Source organism: Microbispora triticiradicis (assembly GCF_005864065.1).
In the GTDB taxonomy this organism is placed as follows: Bacteria; Actinomycetota; Actinomycetes; order Streptosporangiales; family Streptosporangiaceae; genus Microbispora; species Microbispora triticiradicis.
In genome coordinates this window covers 17,430-41,868 of the sequence record NZ_VANP01000024.1, presented here as the reverse complement: position 1 = coordinate 41,868, position 24,439 = coordinate 17,430, and the positions used below count along the sequence as shown (strand labels likewise).

At 71.8% G+C, this 24,439-nt stretch carries 19 protein-coding genes; 8 read left to right on the top strand and 11 right to left on the bottom strand.

The window, feature by feature from the left end; genetic code table 11:
• Positions 1 to 54 precede the first annotated feature (54 nt).
• The 4 genes from FED44_RS34410 to FED44_RS36850 form a co-directional block, all read right to left on the bottom strand.
• Positions 55 to 2,055: a hypothetical protein gene (locus tag FED44_RS34410; protein ID WP_138463281.1), complete on the bottom strand. Its 2,001-nt coding sequence runs from the start codon at positions 2,053 to 2,055 to the stop codon at positions 55 to 57.
• A complete protein-coding gene (locus tag FED44_RS34405) occupies positions 2,052 to 3,206 on the bottom strand; it encodes a 5'-methylthioadenosine/S-adenosylhomocysteine nucleosidase family protein (protein ID WP_138463280.1) in 1,155 nt (384 codons plus the stop codon). The genes FED44_RS34410 and FED44_RS34405 overlap by 4 nt, the downstream gene beginning before the upstream one ends.
• Entirely contained in the window at positions 3,203 to 3,931 is a 729-nt protein-coding gene (locus FED44_RS34400; RefSeq protein ID WP_138463279.1) for an NUDIX hydrolase, read from the bottom strand. Before FED44_RS34400 ends, FED44_RS34405 begins: the two co-directional genes overlap by 4 nt.
• A 203-nt stretch (positions 3,932 to 4,134) precedes the next feature.
• Positions 4,135 to 6,948, bottom strand: coding sequence for an MGMT family protein (locus FED44_RS36850; RefSeq protein WP_208759325.1), 2,814 nt, complete (start codon positions 6,946 to 6,948; stop codon positions 4,135 to 4,137).
• Here FED44_RS36850 and FED44_RS34390 point away from each other — a divergent pair.
• Positions 6,932 to 7,906, top strand: a complete 975-nt coding sequence (locus FED44_RS34390; RefSeq protein ID WP_138463278.1) for a patatin-like phospholipase family protein — start codon at positions 6,932 to 6,934, stop codon at positions 7,904 to 7,906. The two genes, FED44_RS36850 and FED44_RS34390, sit on opposite strands and share 17 nt — an antisense overlap.
• A gap of 2 nt (positions 7,907 to 7,908) precedes the next feature.
• Here FED44_RS34390 and FED44_RS34385 read toward each other — a convergent pair whose 3' ends face one another.
• Entirely contained in the window at positions 7,909 to 10,608 is a 2,700-nt protein-coding gene (locus tag FED44_RS34385) for a DUF6493 family protein (RefSeq protein WP_138463277.1), read from the bottom strand.
• A gap of 106 nt (positions 10,609 to 10,714) precedes the next feature.
• Between FED44_RS34385 and FED44_RS34380 the strand changes: the two genes are divergently transcribed.
• Entirely contained in the window at positions 10,715 to 11,251 is a 537-nt protein-coding gene (locus tag FED44_RS34380; protein WP_244302507.1) for an NUDIX hydrolase family protein, read from the top strand.
• A 162-nt stretch (positions 11,252 to 11,413) separates the two neighbouring features.
• Here the strand turns inward: FED44_RS34380 and FED44_RS34375 are convergent, their stop codons facing one another.
• A complete protein-coding gene (locus FED44_RS34375; protein WP_138463276.1) occupies positions 11,414 to 12,580 on the bottom strand; it encodes an MFS transporter in 1,167 nt (388 codons plus the stop codon).
• Between the two features lie 142 nt (positions 12,581 to 12,722).
• On the opposite strand from FED44_RS34375, the gene FED44_RS34370 reads away from it, so the two are divergent.
• Positions 12,723 to 13,709, top strand: coding sequence for an ArsR/SmtB family transcription factor (locus FED44_RS34370; protein ID WP_111699493.1), 987 nt, complete (start codon positions 12,723 to 12,725; stop codon positions 13,707 to 13,709).
• A 6-nt stretch (positions 13,710 to 13,715) separates the two neighbouring features.
• On the opposite strand, the gene FED44_RS34365 is transcribed toward FED44_RS34370, so the two are convergent.
• The 4 genes from FED44_RS34365 to FED44_RS34350 all read right to left on the bottom strand — a co-directional run bounded on the left by FED44_RS34365 (position 13,716) and on the right by FED44_RS34350 (position 18,017).
• Positions 13,716 to 14,891 (bottom strand): glycosyltransferase family 4 protein, encoded by a 1,176-nt coding sequence (locus FED44_RS34365; protein ID WP_111699492.1) that lies wholly within the window; start codon positions 14,889 to 14,891, stop codon positions 13,716 to 13,718.
• Entirely contained in the window at positions 14,888 to 15,775 is an 888-nt protein-coding gene (locus FED44_RS34360; protein ID WP_138463275.1) for a sulfotransferase family protein, read from the bottom strand. The genes FED44_RS34365 and FED44_RS34360 overlap by 4 nt, the downstream gene beginning before the upstream one ends.
• A 206-nt stretch (positions 15,776 to 15,981) precedes the next feature.
• Positions 15,982 to 17,205, bottom strand: a complete 1,224-nt coding sequence (locus FED44_RS34355) for a PP2C family protein-serine/threonine phosphatase (RefSeq protein ID WP_208759331.1) — start codon at positions 17,203 to 17,205, stop codon at positions 15,982 to 15,984.
• 113 nt (positions 17,206 to 17,318) lie between these two features.
• Positions 17,319 to 18,017: a methyltransferase domain-containing protein gene (locus FED44_RS34350; RefSeq protein ID WP_138463274.1), complete on the bottom strand. Its 699-nt coding sequence runs from the start codon at positions 18,015 to 18,017 to the stop codon at positions 17,319 to 17,321.
• Between the two features lie 211 nt (positions 18,018 to 18,228).
• On the opposite strand from FED44_RS34350, the gene FED44_RS34345 reads away from it, so the two are divergent.
• Together FED44_RS34345 and glpK are read left to right on the top strand one after the other, a co-directional pair.
• Positions 18,229 to 18,429 (top strand): hypothetical protein, encoded by a 201-nt coding sequence (locus tag FED44_RS34345; RefSeq protein ID WP_138463273.1) that lies wholly within the window; start codon positions 18,229 to 18,231, stop codon positions 18,427 to 18,429.
• Between the two features lie 19 nt (positions 18,430 to 18,448).
• Positions 18,449 to 19,966 (top strand): glycerol kinase GlpK, encoded by a 1,518-nt coding sequence (gene glpK / locus FED44_RS34340; protein WP_111699488.1) that lies wholly within the window; start codon positions 18,449 to 18,451, stop codon positions 19,964 to 19,966.
• Here the strand turns inward: glpK and FED44_RS34335 are convergent, their stop codons facing one another.
• On the bottom strand, positions 19,967 to 20,653 hold the full coding sequence (locus FED44_RS34335) for an HAD hydrolase-like protein (RefSeq protein ID WP_138463272.1): 687 nt from the start codon (positions 20,651 to 20,653) through the stop codon (positions 19,967 to 19,969). It lies immediately after the preceding gene.
• Positions 20,654 to 20,848: 195 nt separating this feature from the next.
• Here FED44_RS34335 and FED44_RS34330 point away from each other — a divergent pair, with 195 nt between their 5' ends.
• The 3 genes from FED44_RS34330 to FED44_RS34320 all read left to right on the top strand — a co-directional run bounded on the left by FED44_RS34330 (position 20,849) and on the right by FED44_RS34320 (position 24,436).
• Positions 20,849 to 21,580: an alpha/beta hydrolase gene (locus FED44_RS34330; protein WP_111699486.1), complete on the top strand. Its 732-nt coding sequence runs from the start codon at positions 20,849 to 20,851 to the stop codon at positions 21,578 to 21,580.
• A 24-nt stretch (positions 21,581 to 21,604) separates the two neighbouring features.
• Positions 21,605 to 22,507, top strand: coding sequence for a LysR family transcriptional regulator (locus FED44_RS34325; RefSeq protein WP_111699485.1), 903 nt, complete (start codon positions 21,605 to 21,607; stop codon positions 22,505 to 22,507).
• Between the two features lie 216 nt (positions 22,508 to 22,723).
• Positions 22,724 to 24,436 carry an ABC transporter substrate-binding protein gene (locus FED44_RS34320; protein WP_133305923.1) on the top strand — a complete coding sequence of 571 codons (1,713 nt, stop codon included), beginning with the start codon at positions 22,724 to 22,726 and terminating at the stop codon, positions 24,434 to 24,436.
• Positions 24,437 to 24,439: the final 3 nt, after the last annotated feature.

Genomic DNA, 24,439 nt, shown 5'->3' with positions numbered 1-24,439 from the left:
GTCCACGAGATGGCCGGCCGCCACCCAGCAGGAGGCGGCCGGCCATCTCGTCCGTCACGGGGCGGGCTGGCCGTCGGGCGGGTGGTCGCGATTCTCACGGCGGGTGTCGCCGCGGTGGCGATCAAGGGTCATCCATGCCTTGCCCTCTGCCGCGACCCCTTCGAGGACGTGCAGCGTGTGGCGTAGCCCCGCCGCGTCCAGCGTCACCTCGGAGACCGCTTCGGAGTCCTCGGACTGCTGAGGCTCCTCCATCTCGGGGCCGATCATCTGCGCGGTGATCTTCTGGCCGTCCATGAGGGAAAGCTCGAAAGTCCGCGCCTTGCTCTTCTCCTGCCGCACCCGGACGGTCGTGACCGCCTCATAGCGGTAGTTCAGGCGTTGCGGCTCGTCGAAGGTGCCCTCCGGGAAGTCGAGCACGGCGTTCCACTGCCGCACCCCGTCGGCGGTGAGCAGGAAGATCATGAGCTGGTATCTCCGGTAGCGCCAGGGCCCACCGGGCACCCGGGCCCGGGTCGCGGAACCGCTGCGCGCCTCGATGAACGCGTGCGCGACGACGTCGCTCATCTTGAGCTGGTAGTGCCTCAGCGCCTGCTCCAGAAGCACCTTGCGGTCACAGTCCAGCCAGATGGCCATCTCGCCGTCGTCGGGCTTGTCCCTCAACCGGTCCTTCCACCGCGCGAACGCTTCCTCGCTGTCCTTCTCCAGCTTCTCGGTCTCGGCCTGGTCCGCGGCATGGTGCCGATGCGCGAGGGCGATCAGCATCCAGGAGCGCCCGGCGACCCAGCCCGCCACCACGACCAGGGCGATCGACCGGATCCCGACCAGCCCACCGGCCCGAACGGCCTCGCCGGCCACCCATACCCCTCCGGTGGCGAAGGCCAGCGTCCCGAACACGGCCGCCGCCATGGTGCGTGGGGGCGTGGCCAGCTCCCGGCGGTAGTTCCACAGCGTGCCCCGCTCCCATTGGCACTTCAGCCGACCGGCGCGATGACGGATCAGCCAGTTGAACTCCTCGACCTTGTCGCCCGTGTCGCGGTAGGCGTCCGCCACCTCGTCCCGCATGCGCCTCCGGATGCCGGCCGTCCAGGTCAGCCACGTCTCGCGGTCCATGCCGTACGGCACGTACTTGCCGAGGTAGTAGGTGAACTGATGGTCCACCCTCTTGGCGAGGCGATCGGGAGGCAGGCTCGTCCTGCGGGGAGGACCCGGCGCGTACGCCTCGTCGATCGCCCGGCGCCGTCCGGAACGGAAGCGCCACTCGAGCCCGGCGCGGCCTGCGACGCAGGCTCCGGCGACGCCCAGCACGCAGGCGAGCAGAGCGGGGACCTGACCGTTCTGCGCCAGCAGCAGGCCGATGTGCCCGGTCGCCGCGACCGACACGATCGTCCCTGCCACCGCCCGCACCCAGGTCGCGCCGGGAACCGCGACCGGCGCGGGCTGCCGCACCCGGGGAAGGACGGGCTCCGGCTGGAAGAACTTCCAGACCCGGTCCTTGCGGCCGTGGGACAGCTGGTCGTCGCAGGCGCGCTGGAGGACGAGGCGCCACATCTGGTCCTTCAGCGGCCCGTCGAGGAACACCTCCATATGCCGCAGGATCATGCCGCGCTGCGCGGGGCGGAGCTCGTCGAGCTCCTTCATCAGGACGCGGATGTCCGCGTCGGTTTTCCCCGCGGCGTCCAGGAGCCGCCGGACGACCCGCACCCCGTCCGCCCAGGAGTCGTCGCCGGTGATGGTGAGAGAGCGGTCCAGGTCGCGGAGGCGGGCCGCCTCACGCGCGGACAGCTCCTGCCGCGTCCTGCCGCTCACCAGGGCGAGCAACCAGTGGAAGCACACCTTGTTCGTGACGTAACCCAGAGCGCGCGCCTCGTCGATGAGCTCAAGGGCCCGCCCCGCCGCGCCGCCCTCGAGGAAACGCACCCCGATCTCGAACCTCTTCTCCGCCGGAGCGTCCGGCGCCACCGCGTAGTAGTGGACGTCGCCGTGCACGATCCCCTGCACGCCGACCTGCGATGAGTCGGCGGCGACGTTCGTCGCCGCGTCCTGCGGGGGCGTCACGACAGGGCCTGCGCCAGGGCGATGACGGCCGCAAGATCCGCCGCCAGATCGCCGAGGTCGCCGATCAGCCCGCGCAGCTTCTTCAGCGCCAGAGTCAGCTTGTTCCTACTTCGGGGCTTGTCCCGCAGAGCCTCGTCGGCGACGGTGAGCTCCGCCTCCGCCGCCGCGTAGGTGTCCTCGTCGAGGCGGCCGTCCGTACGGGCACGTTCCAGCCGGACGCGGAGGGCGGCGAGCGCCTGCTCCAGGTCGGCGGGCTCACCCGCGTCGGCGCCGATCCGGACGCCGCCGTGCACGACGCCCGCCTGAACGCCCACCCGCGCGTTGTCGCGTGCGATGTTGTACGTCGTTCCGGGCTCTGCCATCACGGATCCTCTCGCCGCCTTCGGCCAGCCGCCGTCCCGGTCCTCGGCGGCGATCTCTTCGGCCAGTGCCACCGCGAACGCGGCTGCGTTGGCCACGGCCCGCTGCTGCCACTGGTCGCGATCCGTGACCTCCTTGGTCCCGTCGGCATAGTCACTGATGCCCCTGACGACGACCACGGGAAGGGCGCCGTTGAGATGCCCGGCCTGGGCCACTCCGGCGGCCTCCATCTCGACCGCGCAGGCGTCGTGGTAGTTCTGCCGGATCCACCGCGCGTGCCCCGACACTCTGGAGTTCAGGACCACCTCGCCGGCCGCGATCGGAGCGAAGTGCACGTGCGGGAGGCGGCCGTCACCGGAGAACCCGTGCGCCCATGCGCCGGTTCTGTGGATGTGCCGCGCGACCTGGTCGGCCACGTGGGAGATCTCCCAGCTCCGGGGGCGGCTTCTGAGCCCGTCGTCCTCGCTGGTTCCGCCGTGGTAGGCGTAGACGCGGGTGGCCACGACGACGTCTCCGAGGGCGATGTGGGAGTGCAGGGCACCCGCGACGCCCACGAAGAGGAGCGCGGACGGGCGGAACTCGTTGATGGCGCGTTCGGCCAGTACGGCCGCCGACTGGTTGCCGGTGCCCACGTGGGCCAGGGCCACCTGGCAGCGGCCGCCCGCGAGGTTTCCGATCTCGAAGCGGGTGCCGTGCTGGTGACGGTGGGGTTCCGCGCCGGCCATGTGCGCGCGGATCGCCTGATATTCCAGGTCGAGTGCGGTGAGGATGACGATCGGGCGGTTGCTCATTCTCCTCCTTCGATGCTCACCGGGGCCGGCCGGATCATTGGCGGGTAGAGCACCGTGCGCGGACCGGCCCGGTAGAGCCGGGCGGGCCGTCCGGTGACCGCCTTGCGAGCCCTCCCCGCTGGGACGATGAACCCCTCGGTCTTCTGGACCTTCCGGTAGAAGTTCCGGGGATCGAGCCGGATCCCCCAGACCGCCTCATACACGTTCTGCAGCTCGGTGATGGTGAACGTCGGGCCGCAGAAGGCCGTCGCGAGTGCCGAGTGCTCCAGCTTGACGCGGGCCCGTTCCACGCCGTCCGCGATGATGCGCCGGTGGTCGAAAGCGAGCTGGAGATCCCCCGACAGCACGTGATCGGCGGGCTGCCACCCGGCGTCGGCGGCGTCCGTTCCCGCGGTCGGTTCGGGCAGGCTGGGTGCGATCGCCAGGTACGCGACGGAGACCACCCGGCCCCGGGGGTCGCGGCCAGGGTCGCCGTACACGCCCAGCTGCTCAAGGCTGAGGGTCTCGACGTCGAGGTCGGTCTCCTCCGACAACTCCCGGTGGGCGGCCGCGGTGATGTCCTCTCCGGCATGGTTCAGGAACCCGCCGGGCAGGGCGAAGGCGTCCTTGTACGGGTCGACGCCGCGCCGTACGAGTAGTACGTGCAGACGCGAGTCACGAAGGGTGAGAATCACCAGGTCAACGGCGAGCAGTACGACGGGTGGCACCCAGGGGTCGTCGGTCATGCGGCCGAGGCTACCTTCTTGTCACTTTGACAAAAATGCCTACTCGGTGAGACACGCCTAACCTCCGTGGGACGCGCGGGCATGCTCGATCGCGACCGACATGTCCAGCCGAGTCAGCTCTCAGGGGATCGGCGGTCGCAGGATCGGTTCTGCCAGGCGCACAGCCAGCTGGTCGAAGTCCAGGACCGCCAGGACTGACGGGGTCAGTGCGCTGTGGTGGGGCGGCGCCACAGTGAGCCGGACCGGCGGCCGGGCAGTGCGACGGTCGTGACGTGCTCGAACCCGCACCGGGCGTAGTACGCCTGCAGCGGGGTCGCCTCACGGGCGACGTTGAGCCACACCCACGGGAAGCCGTGGCGGCGGGCGTGCCGGACGGTCCACTCAATCAGCATCCGGCCCAGGGTTCCGGGTGGCGGTGTGGGGACGTCCCAGCCGGGCGGCTGGTGCGGGTGGGGGCGTACGACGGCGAGCTTGTGCAGGATCAGGGCTTTGTCCTCGACGGGGTCGAGGCCGGCCGCGCCGAACTCGGGGTCGGGGCACTGGTCGACGGCCAAGGTGGCCTGCGGCCAGCGGCCGGAGTGTTCGACCAGTCGGATCGCACCACTGGTGATGCCGGGGGTGACGCGGTCCAGGCCGAACCCGGCCCTGGGCCAGCCGTCGCCCTGATCACGCTCGTGTATCCAGGCGGCGGAGGCGTTGAGCAGTGCCAGGACGGTGCCGGCGTCGTCAGGGACGGCTTGGCGCATGGTGTACGGCGGGGGCAGGGCGGGCACCGAGCCCTGATGTCGCTGCAAGGCCGCTCCCGTGGTCACATCCGTGGCTGGGCGTGCGAACAGCTTGCCATGTGGTGGCGAGAAGCCGGGCTCGTCAGCCGCTAGCGTTAGAGGAGGATTCCGCCGGCCAGGAACTCGTTCAGGGCCGCGATGATGATCTCCCGGGGCTTCCGGATGTGCGAGGGCAACCGGCTGCAACGACGGGTACTTGCCGTAGTCGGCGGATTCGAGTTGGTCGCGGAGGCGGGCCGACCCCGGAAGGATGCCGAGCCTCTCGGCGAGCCGTGCCATGCGCTCCCGCGATGCGCCGTGATGGCGTAAGGACCCGAAGTTGACGGCCAGGACGGACTTCGCCGGGCCGGTGTAGACGTTCCACACGGAGGCCTTGTCGGAGCCGAGATTGAACCAGGCGGTGACCGAGGGATACTCGCCTTCGCCGAAGTAGTACTCGTGGAACGACGGGTGGCTTTCGGCGTGACGGTAGACGGCCAGCAGCGTGGCGCGTACGTCGGCAGGGCAGTAATGCTCGACGGCCTGGAGGGAGCTGGGTTCGTCCCAGATGCGTTTCCGCCGAGGGCCGTCAGCCTGCCCTGCTGCGGCGGTCGAAGGCGTAGCCCGGATCTCCCCCGTATTGGGACTCGCTTCCGGAAGCGGGTCGCCGAGGGCCAGTTGGATGGCGATGGCCATCGTTTCGAGCCATTCGATGGTCGCCTCCGCCTCGTCGGCGGTGATCGGGGTCTTCTGCCCGGGCCGGTCCGGATCGTGGTCGGCGGTGTGGGCGATGTTGTTCCGGCGCCAGGCGATCTCCCGCAACCTGGTACGGACGCCGTCGGCGGTGATCGGGTTCCTGGAGTCCTGGTCGGTCAGGACCTCGGCGACTCTGACCCAGAGGTTCACCGGGCTGACGTGCGCGAACCCTTCTTTGATCTTTTCTGGGTTCTGGAAGGTCATGAAGGCGAAATGCCGCTCCAGGTGCGCGCGGAACATCTCGCCAAGAGGCTCGTCGTGATGGTGGACCTTCTCGAACAACTCGACGGGAATGCTCAGACTGTTGAACTTGGGAGGCCGGGGCACCCTTGGCGTCAGTGCGAGGGTCACCGCCCGGTCGACGATCTCGCGGGTGACCCAGTGGTCGAGGGCCGCCACGGCCTGGGACCAGGCGGCGCGGTAGAGGTCGGTGACGTCGAAGGAGCCGACCGCGAGCCGCTCCAGGTTGCGGCCGCCGTCGACGAGTTGCCGGGCGTACTCGAGGTTCTGCTGGAACTGCTCGAAGGCGGCCGGAGTCGGGTCAGGTGGAGGCACGGGCAGGGGAGCGTCTGATCGCGGCAGGACGACACCGGCGTGGGCGAGTATCGTGCGGAAGCGGTCGGCGGTGACGCGCCGGCCGGGGTCGGCTCGGCCGGCCTGGTCGAAGGCCAGACCTTCCTCTTCGAGCACCTGGCGCGGATCATCGGTCCGTTCCGGGTCCGACCAGCGGAATTGCGGCGAAATCCGTCCTCCCGACTGGAGAACCCGGTGAGCATTGTCGGTGTCGGCGCTCTCGGCCATGAAGCCTCCGACCGCCTGCGCCGACATGCCGACAAGGGCCGCCAGGTCGCCATAGGTGGTCCAGGCGCCCGGTTCCAGTCGTTTCAGGGCTTCCAGGACGACATTCCAGCGGGGGTCGCGGTAAACGCGACTCTGTGGCGGCAGTCTCCTCGCCCGGTACTGGCGCGCCAGTTCGCGGTAGAACTCCGTGCCGGGAAAGTCCTGTAGCGCGCGGACACCGGCTTCCGTGATCGCCCAGCCGTTCCGTTTGGTCATCCAGCCGAGCGAGGCGGCCTCTCCCGTACGGAATCCCAGTTGCGCCCACCAGCGCGCCTGGCCGTGCGCGTTGGGAGCACGGAGTTCGGGGGCGATCGGCACTCTCTCCTCCACTTCTTTGCGCACTTCTCCTGGCGGCAGAGGCCTTCCGGCCTCCCGCAGAAGTTCGAACGTCGCGCGGAGGATGGGAGAAATCTGATCGGCATAGGCCATGGGGGATTCCTGCCTTTCGACTGTCGCCTCCGGCGGGATAAACAAGATCTCAAGCGGAAATGCGCCGTCTCGCTTCATCCCGTGAGGGTTTCGGGAAAAACACCCGGGCGGAGGGATTCGCGTAGCGCCGGGGGCTCTGTACGCGGCGGGTGAAACGGGGACGTACGGGTAGGAAGGGAGACCGGGCCGGGGGAGTGTGGGGAAGCGGCCGATGACGACGGCGTTCATCCTGTGGGGCGGCGGCAGCCTGGGGGCCGCGCAGGTCGGCATGCTCCGCGCGCTCACCGCCCACGGCATCCGCGCCGACATGGTGGTGGGCGCCTCGATCGGGGCGCTCAACGGCGCCTACTACGCCTCCCGCCCGGACGCCGAGGGAGTGGAGGAGCTCGCCCGGCTGTGGCTGTCGGTGAGCGGCCACGACGTCTACCCGGTGAGCGGGCCCGACGTGCTCCGCACGCTGGTGGGCAACCTGCCCTTCCACCCCTTGCGGGGAGCCCTGCAGGCGCTGGGCGTGCTCAACTACACCTTCCCGCTCAATCCGGCCACGCTGGCCGCGGCCGTGCTGGGCCGTCGCAACTACCTGTTCGACAACTCCGCCCTGCGGCGGTTCCTCGAACGCATTCTGCCGATCCGCGCCCTGGAGGAGACACGGACGCCGCTTTCGGTGCTCACCGCGGACGTCCGGACGGGGCGGCCGGTGGTCCTGTCGCGCGGGCCCGCGCTGCCGGCTCTGCTGGCCAGCACCGCGATCCCGGCCCTGTATCCCACCGTGACGATCGGCGATCGGATCCTCATGGACGGAGGCGTCGCGGACCTGACCACCCTCGACTACGCGGTGGACGCGGGCGCCGACGAGGCGTACCTGCTGGCGCCCGGATTCACCTGCCACCTGCCGGACGCGCCGTCGACGGCGATCGCCATGGCCCTGCACGGTTACAACCTGCTCAGCGAGCAGCGCATCAGCGCCTCGATCAGGCAGAACAGGCGGCGGACCCGCCTCCACGTGCTCCCGCCGCTCTGCCCGGTCGAGGTGCTGCCCGTCGACTTCCGCGCCACGGCCGACATGATCGAACGTGCGACCCTGTCGGCCACCCACTGGCTGGAGCGGCGTGAGCCGCACCCCGCTCTCGCCCGCCCGCTCGGTCCTCCGCACGAAGCGGATCACGGCCCGTACCGGCCCGGCTGAATCTACGACGTAAAGGCAGGGACGTTGTCGCTACCCGAAAGCTGCCCGTGCAGCCGGCGTGCCTGACGGACCAGTTCGCTCACCCGGCGACGACCGGCCAGTTCGGCGACGACGGAGAGATCGCCCCGGGCGTCCGCCCATTCGGCGACGTCGGCGGCGAACCTCATCAGCCGGGTGTGCACGGGGGTGGCCCGCTCGCCGGGGCCCGGCAGGTAGCCGGGCAGCAGGCCCCGCATGATCTCCCACACCTCACGGTGCGCCCCACGCTCGGCCGCCGCCCGGAGCGCCTCCACGACCCCGCTGAGACGGTCGGGCCCTCGTTCCAGCAGGACGGCGAGTTGCCTGCCGACTTCCTCGCCGGGCAGGCCGCCGGTGGCGGCCAGGCGCAGCAGCGGCCCTACGGCTCCGCCGACCGGGTCCGCGAGCAGGTAGTGGGCCATGATCAGCGCGACGCCCTGCCCGGCGGGGCCGTCGGCCGTGACCAGCAGTTCGAGGTCGGCGAGCGTGGGCTTGTTCAGGGGCCAGGACGAGTGCAGTGTCCAGGCCGACCGGGCGGCGGCCAGTTCGCGGTGCCCGGCGAGCACCGCGAGCAGCCGTTCGCACGCCTCGTCGTGGAACCGGGGCGTGAGCAGATCGCCCAGCACCTCCCGGTACTCCGGTCCGCACACGAACTCCGAGAAGACGCGGACATCGCGCTGGTGGGTGCCCCAGCGCAGGACCACCTCCGGTTCCGCGGGCCGGTCGGTGAGCCATCGGGCGACCGTCCGCCCCGCCGGGCTCGCCAGGGCCGCGGCCCGCGCGGCGACCTCGACGGAGACGGTACGGCCGACCCGGAGCAGAGCCTGCCGCAGGTCCAGCGGCAGCGCCTCCACGCCGTCGCGCTCGTAGCCCTCGATCCGCTCCACCAGCACTTCCGGATCGAGGAGCCCGTTCACGCGGGTGGGCGTGCCGAGCAGGTACGACGGCAGGCGGCCTTCGAGTTGGGCCCGGTAGGCCTCGGCGTACCGCATGAGCGTCCAGATCCTCGCGCCCGCGCCGTGCTTCATGTCCGGGACCCGCTCCGTGACGGTCTCCGTGCCCTGGGGGTGCGCCCGGCGCCATGCGCCCGGTTCGGTCAGCTCCTTCGCCATCGCCGCGGCCCAGTCGGCGGTTTCCCACCACGGTGTCCACCGGTGGCTGCGGCTCCAGTGACGGGCGAGCGGCGCCAGCGCGGCGAGCAGCCGGTCCCGCTCGGCGCCGGTCCGGTGCCGGGCCGCCAGCCGTACGAAGCCGTCCAGCCATCTCTCGTTGGCGACCCAGTCGTACTCCGACAGCGTGATCCGGGCCAGTTCCTCCGGCGTCCCGGGGGAGGGCGGCATGCGCGCGGGTTCCCGGACCGTAGGGAGCGGCACGGGGACGAACCGAGCGGGCTCCGGCTCCGCCGCCACCTCGCCGCCGAAGACCGCCGCCAGCCGCGCTCCCTGGTGGGCGGGCAACGCCGCGACCGCGTCCCTGATCATCTCGGCGCCCACCGGGGTGAACCGCTCCGCGTGCTTGGTCGCCAGCTTCACGGCCCGCTCCCGGGTGTCGCCCGACGCGTTGCCCAGCGCGGCGGTCAGTGCCATGGCCAGCGCGGGTGCGTAAGCGTCGAGGTCGCCGGCGGGGTCCTTCAGCAACCGGTCGAGCCAGATCAGCCCGGCCCGCACCAGCCTGCCCTCGGCGCGGAACAGCAGCGCTTCGACGGCCTCACCCGCCTGCTCGGGCGGGATCGGCCCCAGGCGGCGGATCTGCCGGAGCGCGAGGTCGGCCACGTTGGCCGCGGCGGCCGGGAGCAACGCCAGATAGTCACGCGCGTACGGCGCGATCTCCTCGGGTGAGGGGTCGAGCCGGTCGTGCAGGAGGACGAAGAAGCGCTGGTCGGCGGCTTGCCCGCCGCGCAGGAACCGGCCGCGGCACCCATCGAGCAGGGCCTCGCGCTTGATCCGGCCGTCGCGGGCCAGGGCGGCCAGTACGGCGGGCCAGTTCCGGTGGGCACGGAGCAGCCTGCCCACGCCCTCGGCCTCGAACAGCCTCGGCAGCATCGCGTCCAGCAAAGGATCCGCCGGCAGATCGCCGGAGGGGGTCGCCGCAACCCAGGCGAGGGTGAGGGGGTCGTGCTCGGGGGGCTCGGCTCCGCTCTCGCGCAGCAGCCGCAGGGCCAGCCGTACCCGCCTGTCGGGCCGCGGGCGGACGCCGCGCAGCCGCCGCGCCAGCCGTACGGCGAGATCCCTGCGCCATTCCAGCGGCCTGGCCGCCACGACCGCGGCGATCAGCGGGACGTCGTCGGTGTCCGGGGGCTCCCAGCCCCGGTCGAAGTCGCGCCTGTTGAGCCAGGTGGCGACGGCCGCGGCGCCGGGGAGAACCGCGGCGCCGGCGACCCGCATGGGCTCGATCCAGCGGTTCCCCACCTGTGGTTCGTCCATGGCGTCGGCCTCGGCGAAGTCGTAGACCGATCGCCCCGCGCGCGCCGCCCGCTCGTACAGCTCCTCCCACAGAGCCTGACGCGCCTGCTCCCGTTTCCTCTCCTCGCGCACCGCGGCCTCGCGGGCGGCGGGAAGGTGTCCGGGCAGTTCCCGCGCCACCTCGCGGCGCGCGTCGTCGTCGAGGTCCAGCACGGCGGCCGCGACGGCGGAGGCGTCGCCGGCGGCTATTCCGGCACGGACCGCGTCCCAGGGGTTCGTCATGAGCGGCACCCTAGGAGCGGGCACCGACAAGATCGGCTCGCGTCGCGCGGCCACGAGGTCGCCGATGTGGGGAACCACCCCTCGCCTGGACAAGTACGATCGTTCCGTGACCGAAATGACCGAAACGACGCCAGGCTGGCTCGCCCCCGAGGACATCGAGTCGGTTCGGGGCCGCATGCCGATCCTGTACGTGGACGCCGTGCCCGTGCGTGTGGACGACACGGGCACCGTCACCCGTGTCGGCCTGCTGCTGCGGATCGGCCCCGACGGAACCGTGAGCCGGGCGCTGGTTACCGGCCGGGTGTACTACCACGAGCGCATCCGCGACGCGCTCCTGCGTCACCTGGAGAAGGACCTCGGGCCGGTGGCGCTGCCGAGTGTGCCGGTCTCCCCGGCGCCGTTCACGGTGGCCGAGTACTTCCCCACGCCCGGGGTCACGCCGTTCCACGACCCGCGCCAGCACGCGGTCTCGCTGGCGTACATCGTCCCGGTGCGCGGCGACTGCCGGCCCCGGCAGGACGCGCTCGACCTGGAGTGGTTCACGCCCGAGGAGGCGGCCTCCCCGATCGTGCAGCAGGAGATGACCGGCGGCCAGGGCGTGCTGCTCAAGCAGGCCCTCGCCCACGTCGGCCGGCTGACCTGACGCGGAAGCCGCCGCGCCGGCCGCCCGTACGGGTGATCAGCGACGGCCGGCTCTGCCGGCGGCGTCCGGCGAGGCGCCGATGACGCCGGCGAGCCCGGACGGCAGCGGATAGGGCCGCTCGGCGGGCGGCGCGACCGCACCGAGGTCGACGTGGGCAACCGGTTATCGCCGATGGGCGAGGGCCAGGAGATGGCGGGCCAGGGCGAGCGCGCCGAGCAGCGCGACGAGCGCGCAGACGCCCGGCCAGCCGGCCGCGCCCCAGACGCGCACGCCGAGCCAGGACCCCGCGCTGCCGCCGAGATAGGCGCAGGTCATGTAGGCGGTGTTGAGCCTGCCGCGGGCGTCGGGACGCAGGGCGTAGACCCGGGCCTGGTTGGCGACCATGCCGCACTGCATGGCGACGTCGAGCAGCAGCGTGCCGAGAGTCACCGCGGCGAGGCCGGGCACGCCGCCGAGCGACCCGGCGGCGAGGACCGCCGCCGAGATGAGCACCCCGAGCATGCAGACGAGATTCACCGGGTCCGGTCCCACGCGGTCCACCAGGCGGCCGGCGACGGGAGTGCACAGCATGGTCGCCGCGCCGACCAGGGCGAGCATCCCGACGGCCCTGGCGTCCAGGCCGTACGCCGGGCCGGTGAGCAGGAGCGCCAGGCAGGTCCAGACGGCCGAGAAGCCGGCGAAGACGGCCGCCTGGTAGACGCAGGAGCGGCGAAGCTCCGGCTCGGCGCGGAGCAGGCGCAGCGGTTCGGCCAGGAGCGCGGGGTACGGCTGGCGGGAGGACGGGGCCGTGACCGGCACCGTGACGGCCAGCGCCGCCGCGAGGAACAGCGCCAGGGCCGCGGCGACCAGGTACGGAGCCCGCCAGCCCAGCCATTCGCCGAGGCCTCCGCTGAAGGTGCGGGCCAGCAGCATGCCGCCGGTCGAGCCGCTCAGCAGGGTGCCGATCACCGCTCCCCGGCGGTCGGCGGCAGCCAGACCGGCCGCCAGCGGGGCGACGACCGGCGCGGCCACGGTGGTGAGGCCGACCAGAGCGCTCGCGGCGACGAGGGGCGGCAGGGCCGGCGCGCAGCCCGCGGCGAGCAGGCCGAGGCCGGTGAGCGCGAGCAGGGAGACGAGGAAGGGGCGGTGCGGCACGCGGTCGCCGAGCGGCACGAGCAGGACTATCCCGGCCGTGTAGCCGGCCTGGGTGGCGGTCACCACCAGGGCGCCCGCGTCGGGGGGCAGGCGCAGCCCGGCGGCGACCAGCGGCCCGATCGCCTGAGGGAAGTAGACGTTGCCCACGGCCACCGCGCAGGTCACGGTAAGGACGACGAGAATCCGGCGGCTCATGCCCCGGCCACCGGCCTGCCCCGCCGTCGCCCGGTCGCGTCGCCCACGGCGACGGCCGCAGGTGGTTCAGAGGGTGTGGAGGTCATGGACCGAAGTCCACGCCGAGGGTCTTCCCCCGCCAATCGATGTAGCGTATGGCTTAATGATCAGTTTCGTGCTCGGCGTGGAGGACCTCGCGGACACCAGGTTCGCCCTCTCGCCTCTCACCGAGACGGTGCTCAGCCTGCGGGTGCTCCGCGATCCGGGCCTGTCTCCGATGCATCTCCCGTGGCGCGGGTCGGTTCTCGGCAGGATCGGCGGGCTCGACACGGGCCTGCTGATGTCGCTGGTGGCGAAGAGGCACACCCTTCCCGGCTTCCTGACGCCTAGGCCCGCGACCTTCGCCCCGGACTTCGAGGAGGAACTGGCGGAAGTCGGCCGGACCTCTCCCGATCTGGTCCGCCGTGACCTGCTCGCCGCGCACGCGCCGGATCCGCTGCCCGGGCCGCTGCGCGACGCCGCCGCCGGCGACGACGCGCCGGTCGTCCGTCTCAGGGACGCCGTCTGTGAAGCCCTGCGCCGATACTGGGAGATCGCCGTGAAGCCGCTGTGGCCGCGGGCGCGGCTGGTGCTGGAGGCCGACATGACCTACCGGGCGCGGCAGTTGGCCGTGGGCGGCGCCCGCCTGCTGTTCGCGGGCATGCACCCCAACCTGCGATGGGAAGAGGGGGTGCTGCACATCGACAGGGTGATCGGTAGCTTCCGCGTCGCGGCGGCCGGCCGTGGGCTGCTGCTCGTCCCCTCCGTGTTCGCGCACAAGCCCGCGCCCCCGGTCATCCCGGAGGAGCCTCCCTCGCTGGTCTATCCCAGCCGTGGCCTCGCGACGCTCTGGGCGCCTGAGCCCGTCCCCGCCGGTGCGGCTCTCGTGTCACTCCTCGGCGCGCCCAGGGCGCGGCTGCTCGGCCTGCTCGGCGAGCCGCTGCCCACCGTCGAGATCGCCCGCCGCCTCGGGGTCACGCCGAGCGCCGTGTCCCAGCACCTGCGTGTGCTGTACGCCACGGGCCTGGTCACCCGGGCCCGCGACGGGCGGAAGGTCCTGTACCGGCGCAGCTCCCTGGGAGACCGGCTGACCGGCGCCACCCGTTCATGAGCCGGGTCATCGCCGCGCGTGCGCGTCGCTGCCCGTCCTGGTGTGGAGGAGTTCGGTGAACAGGTCGTCCCACAGCGGCATGACGTTCTCCGGGGCGTACTCCCGGGCGGTGGCCGCGGCGGCGGAGCCCATGCGCAGGCGCAGGTCGCGGTCGGCGATCAGCCGGTTGAGCGCCGCGGCGAGGGCGTCCACGTCCGCGGCCGGCACGAGGAGGCCGTTTTCGCCGTCGGTCAGCACGTCGCGGGGGCCCGTCGGGCAGTCGAAGGCCACGATCGGCAGGGCGTGGGTCATCGCCTCGATCATGACCATCGGCAGCCCCTCGAAACGGCTGCTCAGCACGTAGATTGAGGACCTGGCGAGCTCGTCGTCGAGGCGGTTGGTCCGGCCCATCAACGTCACGTGGGCGGAGAGGCCGTGCTCGCCGATCAGCGCGCGGAGCGCCGCCTTCTTCGGGCCGGTGCCGAAGATCCGCAGCCGCCACTCCGGATGCTCCCTGGCCACCTGGGCGAACGCCGGGAGCAGCAGGTCGAAGCCCTTCTGCTTGACGAGGCGGCCGGCGGCGACGATCACCGGGTGGTCCTGCCGGGACGGCGTCTGGCTCACCGAGTGGACCGCGTTGGGGATCCGCACGATCCTCGTGCCGGGCAGCATCGACTCGTAGTCGCGCCGGTCGCTGTCCGTCAGCACCGCGATCGCGTCGAACGCGCCGTAGTATCGCGCGATCTCCGCGCGTAGCGTCTCGGGATAGCTGCCGAGGTTCATGTGCTCCTGCGCCACCCGTACGACGTGCGGGCCGGCGCGGCGCGCGGAGATGAGGTTCAGCGCCGGGCGGGTGGTGACGAGGACACCGTCCTCGACCGACGCGACGTAGTCGATGGCGGCCTTCTCCACGCGTTCGGTGAAGTAGGCGGCGGCGTACTCGCCGAACGGCACGATCTTGCCGCGCAGCCGCCGCCAGACGCGGCGGCCGAGGGAGTCGGTCCGCACGCCCGCCCGCTGGTCCACCAGTGTGCGGAGGGTGACGGCCGGGTCCAGCCGGAATTGCGGCTCGTCCCGGCGCCGCACCACGCTCACGATCTCCACCTCGTGGCCGAGCGCGGCCATCGCGTTCGCCTGGTTGACCACGGTGCGGATCGTGCCGCCCATGCCGTAGGCGTGCAGCAGCATGTAGCGGATCTTCACCGCTCGTTCTCCTTCGGCAGGTAGCCCCAGCTCCGGCAGATGGGTTTCAGCAGGTCGGGTATCTCGTCCGGGCCCGGCAGGTCGCGTCCCGGCTGGACCCGGCCCGACCGGATCTTGTCGCTCCAGTCGCCGAGGCCCTTCTGCACGACCTTCTGCTCGCCGTACGCGAGCATGCCGGGCTCCCAGGGGATGCCGAGGAAGTCGCAGATCGCGCGGGTCGTCTTCTCCGGCTCGGCGGTGAGGTCCTCGTAGCGCACGGTCAGGCCGGTGAGCGCCTTCCTGGCCCGCTGCACCGCCTTCATGTAGCGCAGCGCGTCGGAAGCGGCCTCCTCACGGGTGCGCTTGACCGGGTCGGCCTCGTACCAGGAGGCCGCGATGGACGCGGGGTGACGCAGCAGGAAGATGTACCGGGCGTCGGGCCAGCAGGCGGCGATCCGGGTGTGGGCGAAGGCGTTGGCGGGGGTCTTGTCCACGATCGTCCGCTTGCCGCTGCGTACCAGTTCCCGATGGAGAACCCGGTCCCACAGCATGTGCTCCAGGTCGGCCTGGTTGTGGCCGAGGGCCTCCATGGCCTTGCGGGAGAGCGCCGTGCCGAACCCCACCGTCAGCCTCCTGACGTGCAGCTCGTGCGGGGCGTGCAGCTCGGGGTGGGCGTTCAGCATCGACCGCAGCAGGGTGGAGCCCGACCGTACGGGAGACATGACGAACACCGGCGCCACCAGCAGCCGGTCCACCCCCGGATCGGCCGGCGGGCGCACCAGCTCCTCCGGCGCGGGGGCCGGGGCCTGCTCCTCAGAGGACGACGTCGCGGCGGGCCGGGCACGGGTGAGCTGGACTCCGGTGAACTTGACGAGTGCGCCGTTGATCCTCCGCTGCCATGTCATGGCCTGCGAGATTACCCATGGATCCGGGGAATTCCCTGAGAGTCCACCCCCTGGCCAGCTCGAATCTCCCGCGTCGTCACATCCGTGACCCGCCTGCCGTGCGTTCGAGTGCTCTCGGCTTCGCTCCATGCCGGGGGATGAGCACCCCGTCGACGTCGAGTAGTACGAGCGCCGTCATGTTCCGACCCTGGAGGGGGAGCGGTGGCTCAGGGGTTGAGCTTCTCGTACGCGGCGCCGTTCCATTCGAGGAGCAGCACGGTGGCGTCGTCCTGCAGCCGGTGATTGTGGTAGTCCATCACGGTGCGGATCAGCCGCCGCAGGGTCTCGGGCACCGGCAGCCCCGCGGCGTTCTGTTTGATCATGAACTCGACGAACCGGCCCAGGCCGAACTCGCCGCTGTCGGGGTTGCGCATCTCGGTGATGCCGTCGGTGTAGAGGAGCAGCCGGTCGCCGGGCTCGAGCTGTTCCTGGCAGAGCGTGACGGGGAGGCCGAGATCGAGTCCCATCGGATGGGCGGGCGGGCACTTCAGGGTGGCGATCCACCGGCCTCCACGGATCAGCACCGGCGCGTGGTGGCCGCGGTTGACCCAGGTGAACTCACCGGTGTCCAGGTCGAGGTCGCCCATTATCCCGGTGACGAAGCGGTCGGCCCGGCCGAACTCGTCGATCAGTATCCGCTCGATCATCTCGCTGTTCCGTGCCAGGCCGAGGCCCTGCCGCCGGTTGTTGCGGCAGGCCGCGACGGCCAGGTTGGCGGTCAGCCCGGCCGACACGTCGTGTCCCATCGCGTCGAAGACGGCGACGTGCGCCACGTTGCCGGAGGTGGAGTAGTCGAAGGCGTCCCCGCCGATCTCGTACGCCGGTTCGAGGACCGCGCCGATCGCCACCGTCGGCGTGGCGAAGGTGAGCGGGGGCATCAGGTTCCACTGCATCTCGGCCGCCACGTGCATCGGCCGGGTCCGCACGAGCCGCGCGTAATAGTCGCTGAACGACCGCTTGCTCACGACGATCAGGGCGATCAGGGAGGCGATGTGCCGCATCCGGTCGCCGAGGCCGGCGTCCTCGGCGGCGGGCCTCATGTGCAGGACTCCCAGGCGCTCGGTGCCGTCCAGAATCGGAACCCACCACTGGACCGGGTTGTCGCCGCGCAGCGGGCGCACCTCCTGCAGGGCGCGGCCGGCCAGAGTCGTGTCGATCTTCAGCTCCTCCGGCTGGGCCTCGTCGTCGCCCGGGCCGCACAGCCTGCGCAGCGCGTTCTGCTGCAGGTCGCAAAGGTAGACGGAGATCCCGTCGAAGCCCGCCAGGTGTTTGTGGTTGTCGATGAGCGCCGGAATGCCTTCGAACGCCGTCAGGTGGCTGTCGGCCAGCATGTTCGTCAGCGCGCCCAGCAGATCGCGGTCCTGAGAAGAAGGGGGGATGCCCTGCTCCATCCTGCTCACCCCCAGGGGTCCTTCACTACCTACCTTCGATGCTGCCCCTCATCCGGTTCTGGGCCATCTGGTGTCGACTTTTTTGGACACAGATGACGAGTGCTTCACCCGGCTCAGTCGAAGAAGCGGGCCAGCCGCCGATCGTCCGCGGGAGTCGTGCCGTCCTTCGCCGGGACGAGGTCCGCGAAGACCGTGGACTCGTCGCGGGTGACCAGCAACGGGAACCAGCACCGGCCCGAACCGTCGGGCCGGCACAGGTGCTTGAAGGTCGCGACGTCGATCAGCCGCAGGTGGGTGGGGTCGGCCACCGCGTTGACGTGCCGCCACCAGGGGGCGAGGACGTGCAGCACCCCGCCGGGCCGCAGGATCCGGTGACACTCCCGCAGCAGGGGCAGGTAGTCGGCGAGGTGCTCCAGCACGTGCACCACGAAGACCTGGTCCACCGACTCGTCCGCCAGCGGCACCCCGCGCGACAGGTCGGCTAGCACGTCGACCATCGGCCCGGGGGACAGGTCGAGGCCGAGGTTGTCGCGGTGCTGCTTGGTGCCGCCGCAGCCGAGATCGACGACCCGGGGGGTGACGCCGGCCACCCGCACCCGGTCCCACACGGCGAGCACCCCGGCCAGCCGGCCGAGCCGCTCCCGCAGCACCGCGAGAGCGGCGGCGTCCGGCACGTCTCCCTCGACGTGCGCGACCGCGCCGTCGAAATACACCCGCACGTCCAGGCCGCGGAGCCGGGGGTCGTGCGCCAGCAGGTCCGCCGCCGCCTCCTCCAGGTCCCGGTCGACCAGGTCACGCCGCCGCCTGTCCATCCGCACGCCCCCGCCGCTCCCGGCCCGCCGCCGGCTGTCTGACGTGTACCCGCCGCGGGCCCCCGGGGACCGTCGCGCACGCACGCTCCGTACGGGTCTGTGAGAAGGTGAATGAGGACCGTACAACGGGGGCAGGTGAGCGGTCATGCGCGATCCGCGGACCGGGGGGACCGGCGGACGGCGGAGAGGACACGTGGGAGGAGACGCGGACGTGGTTGCCGAAAGATCCGGAGCGCGGGACGCGAGAGGCACCTCACCGGAGCCGCTGACGCCGGAGCCGGACGACGGCGGGCTGGAGAAGATGATCGGCGGAGAGGCCGACATCGAGACGCCGGCCGCCGAGACGCCGCCCCCGACCGGTGACGAGTCGGCGATGCCCGAGCCCGAGCCGGAAATCGGCCCGACCTCCTGAGGACCGGTGAACGGCTGAGATGGCTGACTACGTCGGCGCGGTCGACCAGGGGACGACCAGCACCCGCTTCATGATCTTCGATCGTTCCGGCAACGAGATCGCCCGCCACCAGCTGGAGCACCAGCAGATCCTGCCGCAGGCGGGCTGGGTCGAGCACAACCCCACCGAGATCTGGGAGCGCACTCGCGCGGTCGCCGAGACGGCCATGCGTACGGCGGGCCTGGGGGCGTCCGACCTCGCGGCGCTCGGCGTCACCAACCAGCGCGAGACGACCGTCGTCTGGGACCGGCGCACCGGCCGCCCGTACTACAACGCCATCGTCTGGCAGGACACCCGCACCGACCGCATCGCCGCGGCCCTGGAGCGGGAGGGCAAGGGCGAGGTGATCCGGCGCAAGGCCGGGCTGCCGCCCGCCACCTACTTCTCCGGCGGCAAGATCCAGTGGATCCTGGAGAACGTCCCCGGGGTCCGCGAGGCCGCCGAGCGCGGCGACGCGGTCTTCGGCACCACCGACACCTGGCTGCTGTGGAACCTCACCGGCGGCGTGGACGGCGGCGTCCACGTGACCGACCCCACCAACGCGAGCCGCACGATGCTGATGGACCTGGAGACGCTCGACTGGGACGACGAGCTGCTGTCGTTCTTCGGCGTGCCCCGGCGGATGCTCCCCGAGATCCGGCCGTCCTCCAATCCCGGCCTGTACGGCGTGACCCGCGCGGGCGGCCCGCTCGGCGGCGAGGTCCCGCTCGCGGGCGACCTCGGCGACCAGCAGGCCGCGACCGTCGGACAGGTGTGCTTCGAGCCCGGCATGGCCAAGAACACCTACGGCACCGGCAACTTCCTGCTGCTCAACACCGGCACCGAGCTCGTCCGGTCCCGGCACGGCCTGCTCACCACGGTCTGCTACCAGTTCGGCTCGGCCAAGCCCGTGTACGCCCTGGAGGGGTCGATCGCGGTCACCGGCTCCGCCGTGCAGTGGCTGCGCGACCAGCTCGGCATCATCTCGGGGGCGGCGCAGAGCGAGGCGCTCGCCCGTCAGGTCGAGGACAACGGCGGAGTCTACTTCGTGCCCGCGTTCTCCGGCCTGTTCGCGCCGTACTGGCGCGCCGACGCCCGGGGCGCGATCGTCGGCCTGTCCCGCTACAACACCAACGCCCACCTGGCCCGCGCCACCCTCGAATCGATCTGCTACCAGACCAGGGACGTCGTCACCGCGATGGAGCAGGACTCCGGCGTCGTCCTCGACGTGCTGCGGGTGGACGGCGGGGTGACGGCCAACGAGCTGTGCATGCAGCTCCAGGCCGACATCCTGGGCGTACCGGTCTCCCGGCCGGTCGTCGCCGAGACCACCGCGCTCGGCGCGGCGTACGCCGCCGGGCTCGCCGTGGGCTTCTGGAAGTCCACCGACGATCTCAGGCGCAACTGGCACGAGGACCGCCGCTGGGAGCCCACCTGGACCGACGAGCGGCGCGAGCGCGGCTATGCCGGATGGCGCAAGGCCGTCCAGCGGACGCTCGACTGGGTCGACGTCGACTGATCACGGATAGGGAGGGGCGTCCGCCGTCCGCGACAGCACGTCGAGAAGCCGCCCGGGCGTCTCCACCACGGCGAGGAGCCCGGCGCCGGCGAACACAGGTGCGCCGAACTCGGCCGGGTCGCCGAACCCCCACGTCACGGCGACGGTCCGGACGCCGCACGCGGCGGCCCCGGCGACGTCCTCTAGGCGGTCGCCGACCATGACGGTCGCGTCCGGCGGCGCGCCGAGGACGTCGAGCGCGTGGCGGACCACGTCCGCCTTGTGCCGCCGCGACCCGTCCAGCGTGGCCCCGGCGACGTACGCGAAGAAGCCGTCGAGGCCGAAGTGCGCGAGGATCTTCGCCGCGAAGACGGCCGGTTTCGACGTCGCCACCGCCAGGGTCCAGCCCTCGGCGACGAGGGCCTCCAGCACGGCGGGAATGCCCGCGATCACCTCGTTCTCGTACATCCCGGTCTCCGAGAAGCGCTCCCGGTACGCGTGGATCGCGTCGCCGAGGCGCTCCTCGGGGACGCCGAGCATCAGGAAGCCGTCCTGGAGGGGAGGGCCGATCAGGGCGCGGAGCCGTCCGTGGTCCACCTCCGGGAACCCGACGGCGGCCAGGGCGTGCCGCAGCGAGGCGACGATGCCGGTCTCGGGGTCGGTCAGCGTGCCGTCGAGATCGAAGAGACAGTAGCGGGCATCGGTCACGTGAGGCCGTCCGTTCGCGGTGGTCGTGCAGGCAGGGTCGTGCAGGCAGGAGTGTGCAGGTGGGTACTATTCCAGCCGGTCGTCCCGTCGCTTCGCGCGGGTGCGGCAGTCGTACGGGACCTTCCCCCTGGTGCGCGCGGACGCGGAGGTGATCACGCGAGCCGCGGGTAGACCGGTGAGCGGGAGGTGAGGCCGATGACCACGCCGGAGCGGAGCCGTCCCCACGCGGAGCCCGAGGAGGGCGTGCGGCACGGCCGGCTGTCCGCCCGTCCCGTGGCCGTGCCGCGGGCGGCGTCGCCTCCCGAGCCCGGGACCCACCGCCTCGACGGCCGCGCCCTGCTGCACGTGCCGCCCGGCCTCGGGGACGGGCCGGCCCCGCTCGCCGTGGTGCTGCACGGCGCGGGCGGCACGGCGGAGCAGGCGCTGGAGTGGCTGGCCCCCGAGGCCACCAGTCTCGGAGTGCCGCTGCTCGCGCCGCAGGCCGTCTCGGCCACCTGGGACGTGATCGTCGGCGGTTACGGCGCGGACGTGTCGAGGATCGACGCCACCCTGGAGGAGACGTTCGCCCGCGTGGCCGTCGAACTCGGCGGCGTGGCCGTCGCCGGGTTCTCCGACGGCGCCTCCTACGCGCTGTCGCTGGGGCTGGCCAACGGCGACCTGTTCCACGCCGTGCTGGCGTTCTCTCCCGGCTTCATGGCTCCGATGATCCGGCACGGCCGGCCCCGCGTCTTCGTCTCGCACGGCACCTCCGACCGGGTGTTGCCGATCGACCGCTGCAGCAGGCGCCTCGTCCCCGAGTTGCGGGACGGCGGGTACGACGTGACGTACGAGGAGTTCCGGGGCGGGCACCGGGTCCCGCCCGAGGTCGCCGCTGCCGCCGTCCGATGGTGGCGGAACCCTACCCCTGAAGGTCCCTTATTCATGTAGGTAATAGGGGTTATTATCGCGGGTATGGGAGCACTGCTCGACCTCGTGCAACTGCGAACGTTCGTGGCCATCGCCGACTGCGGTGGCTTCGGCCGGGCCGCGTCCGCGCTGCGGACCAGCCAGCCGACCGTGAGCCAGCACGTCCGATCGCTGGAACGCGTCATCGGGCAACCGCTGGTGGAGAAGACCGGCAGGTCCACCCGGTTCACCATGGCGGGCGAGACGCTGCTCGTGGAGGCGCGGCGGCTGCTCGCCGTCCACGACGAGGCCCTCTGCCGGCTGGGGGCCGAGCGGACGGCGGGGCTGACCGTCGGCGCCGTCGAGCACGCGGGTTACCAGACGCTGCCCGACCTCCTCGGCGCGCTGATGGCGGCGCTGCCCACGAGGGACGTCGTGTTCCGGCTGGACCGCAGCACCCCCCTGGCCGAGGCGACCCAGAAGGGGACGCTGGACATGGCGCTGATCCTCGGCGTCGTGCCCGGCGTCGGCGGCAGGCAGGTCGCCGCGCTGCCGCTGCGCTGGCTCGCCGCGCCGGGCTGGTTCCTCCCGCCGCCGGACCGGCCGGTGCCGCTGGTGGCCTTCCAGGAGCCGTGCGCCCTGCGGCGGCAGGCCGTGAGCGTGCTGGAAGGGCTCGGCTGGCCGGTGCGGATCACCACGGAGGCGGTCAACCTGGAGGGTGTGCTGGCCGCGGCCCGCGCCCGGCTCGGCATCGCCCTGCTGCCCACCGCGTTCGGCGTGCCGAAGGGCCTGGAGGAGATCACTCCGCTGCCCGCGCAGGACCCGGTCGGGCTGCGCCTGCTGAGCAGGCGGGGGCTCGACCCGGAGATCGAGTCGAGTGCCTGCGCGGCCCTGCGTGAATTCTTCTCCTCGGTCGCGGAATTCCCCGGCGCGCTCGCCGCGCAGGTTGCCATAGGGAATTCGAATTGATTTCAATCGGCATCGCAAATGGGTCGGCGACAATGGTCTAATAAGTTGACCGTCGCGTTTTGTCGTGGTGTGATTCCGTCGATGTCCTGAATTCTCCTGGTCCGCGGGACGGGAATTCGCCAATCGATCCGCCGGTTCCGCCGGGTTCCGGCTATTTCGGCGCGCCCGCGTGCCCCGCTCTCTCCTTTTCCCATCGCGACAGAAAAGGCGTCACCGATGTCAGTGAGCGACGACACCGCCACCCAAGTGGACGACGAACCGGCCGGGCGACGGGGCAGCCTGCGGTCCAGGCGTCCGGCGGTCGTGGCGGCCGCCCTGGTCGTGGCCGCGGCCATCGTCCTCGTCCTGGTCGTCACGACAGGCGGACGGGACGAGCCGTCCGCCGGACGGGCCGGCGCGGCCGGCCCGGTGGCCGGCGGCACCCTCACCTACGCGCTCGCCGGCACGCAGGTGTCGCTCGACCCCGCGGTGGCGGCCACCGCGGTGACCGGCCTGATCGACCGCAACATCTTCGACTCCCTGGTCGTCCAGACCGGTCCCGCCACCTTCGGGCCCTGGCTCGCCACGAAGTGGGCCGTGTCCGGAGACGGACGGACCTACACGTTCACCCTCAGGGACGGCGTCACCTTCCACGACGGCACGCCGTTCACCGCCGAGGCGGTGAAGGCGACGCTCGACCACGTGGTGGACCCGGCCACCAAGTCGGCCTACGCCGCGTCGCTGATCGCGCCGTACGAGAAGTCGCGGGTGGTGGACGACCACGTCGTCGAGGTGACGCTGAAGCGGCCGTTCACCCCGTTCCTGCAGGCCCTGTCGGTGCCGTACCTGGGCATCCAGAGCCCGGCGGCGCTGGCCAAGCCGGTCGCGGACTACCGCCCGGTCGGCACCGGCCCCTTCTCCTACGTCTCCTGGGAGAAGGACAAGCGGGTCACGCTGAGCAAGAACGCCGCCTACGCCTCGCCGCCCGCCGGTGCGTCCCACCAGGGCGCGGCCTATCTCGACGGCCTCGTGTTCGAGTTCGTCCCCGAGGACGCCACCCGGTACGGCGCGCTCACCAGCGGGCAGGTCCAGGCGATCGCGGGCGTCCCGCCGGTCAACGCCGGCAGACTGCGGTCGCTCGGGGGATTCGATCTCACCGTGCAGGAGACGCCGGGCCTGAACTACAACCTCTATCTGAACCAGACCCGCGGGCCGCTCAAGGACGTGCGCGTGCGCCGCGCCCTGTCGGCCGCCGTGAACGTCGCCGAACTGGTGAAGAACATCTACTTCGGCCGGTTCCCCGTCGCGCGCAACCCGCTGAGCCGCACGACCGCGGCCTACGACGCGACGGCCGAGAGCGAACTGGCGTCCTACGACCTCGCCGCGGCGGAGCGGCTGCTCGACGAGGCGGGCTGGAAGAAGGGTCCCGGCGGCTACCGCGTCAAGGACGGCAGGACCCTCGCCCTCACCTGGCCCTACTGGGCGGAGGGCAACAAGGAGCAGCGCGACGTGCTCGCCGAGGGCGTCCAGGCCCAGGCCAAGCTCGCTGGCATCAAGATCGAGCGACCGGCCGTGGACACCGGCGCGTTCGTGAGCAAATACCTCATCGGCGGCGAGTACGACCTCGTCGACGTCAGCTTCGCCCGGCCCACGCCCGATGTGCTGCGCTTCGCGTTCGCCTCGGGCAACACCTACGCCAAGGCCGGCGGCAACGTCGCGCTGGTCGACTCGCCGCGGATCGACACCTGGGTGGAGGAGGCGGCGGAGACGTCCGATCCGGCCACCGCCGCGAAGGACTACGCCGCCGTCCAGCACGAGGTGCTCCGGCAGGCGTACGTGCTGCCGCTCTACACGCCGGTGCAGCTCACCGCCTTTTCCGCCAAGGCGCGCGGCGTCGCCTTCGACGCCCAGACCTACCCGGTCTTCCACGGCGTGTGGCTGGGGGCGTGATCC

What these genes read in the sequence shown, in the direction of transcription:
- FED44_RS34400 (WP_138463279.1), bottom strand. Translation starts at nt 3,931, where the DNA reads ATGACCGACGACCCCTGGGTGCCACCCGTCGTACTGCTCGCCGTTGAC.
- glpK (WP_111699488.1), top strand. Translation starts at nt 18,449, where the DNA reads ATGGCTGACTACGTCGGCGCGGTCGACCAGGGGACGACCAGCACCCGC.
- FED44_RS34355 (WP_208759331.1), bottom strand. Translation starts at nt 17,205, where the DNA reads ATGGAGCAGGGCATCCCCCCTTCTTCTCAGGACCGCGATCTGCTGGGC.
- FED44_RS34360 (WP_138463275.1), bottom strand. Translation starts at nt 15,775, where the DNA reads ATGACATGGCAGCGGAGGATCAACGGCGCACTCGTCAAGTTCACCGGA.
- FED44_RS34405 (WP_138463280.1), bottom strand. Translation starts at nt 3,206, where the DNA reads ATGAGCAACCGCCCGATCGTCATCCTCACCGCACTCGACCTGGAATAT.
- FED44_RS34385 (WP_138463277.1), bottom strand. Translation starts at nt 10,608, where the DNA reads ATGACGAACCCCTGGGACGCGGTCCGTGCCGGAATAGCCGCCGGCGAC.
- FED44_RS34375 (WP_138463276.1), bottom strand. Translation starts at nt 12,580, where the DNA reads ATGAGCCGCCGGATTCTCGTCGTCCTTACCGTGACCTGCGCGGTGGCC.
- FED44_RS36850 (WP_208759325.1), bottom strand. Translation starts at nt 6,948, where the DNA reads ATGAACGCCGTCGTCATCGGCCGCTTCCCCACACTCCCCCGGCCCGGT.
- FED44_RS34370 (WP_111699493.1), top strand. Translation starts at nt 12,723, where the DNA reads ATGATCAGTTTCGTGCTCGGCGTGGAGGACCTCGCGGACACCAGGTTC.
- FED44_RS34350 (WP_138463274.1), bottom strand. Translation starts at nt 18,017, where the DNA reads ATGGACAGGCGGCGGCGTGACCTGGTCGACCGGGACCTGGAGGAGGCG.
- FED44_RS34320 (WP_133305923.1), top strand. Translation starts at nt 22,724, where the DNA reads ATGTCAGTGAGCGACGACACCGCCACCCAAGTGGACGACGAACCGGCC.
- FED44_RS34325 (WP_111699485.1), top strand. Translation starts at nt 21,605, where the DNA reads ATGGGAGCACTGCTCGACCTCGTGCAACTGCGAACGTTCGTGGCCATC.
- FED44_RS34330 (WP_111699486.1), top strand. Translation starts at nt 20,849, where the DNA reads ATGACCACGCCGGAGCGGAGCCGTCCCCACGCGGAGCCCGAGGAGGGC.
- FED44_RS34390 (WP_138463278.1), top strand. Translation starts at nt 6,932, where the DNA reads ATGACGACGGCGTTCATCCTGTGGGGCGGCGGCAGCCTGGGGGCCGCG.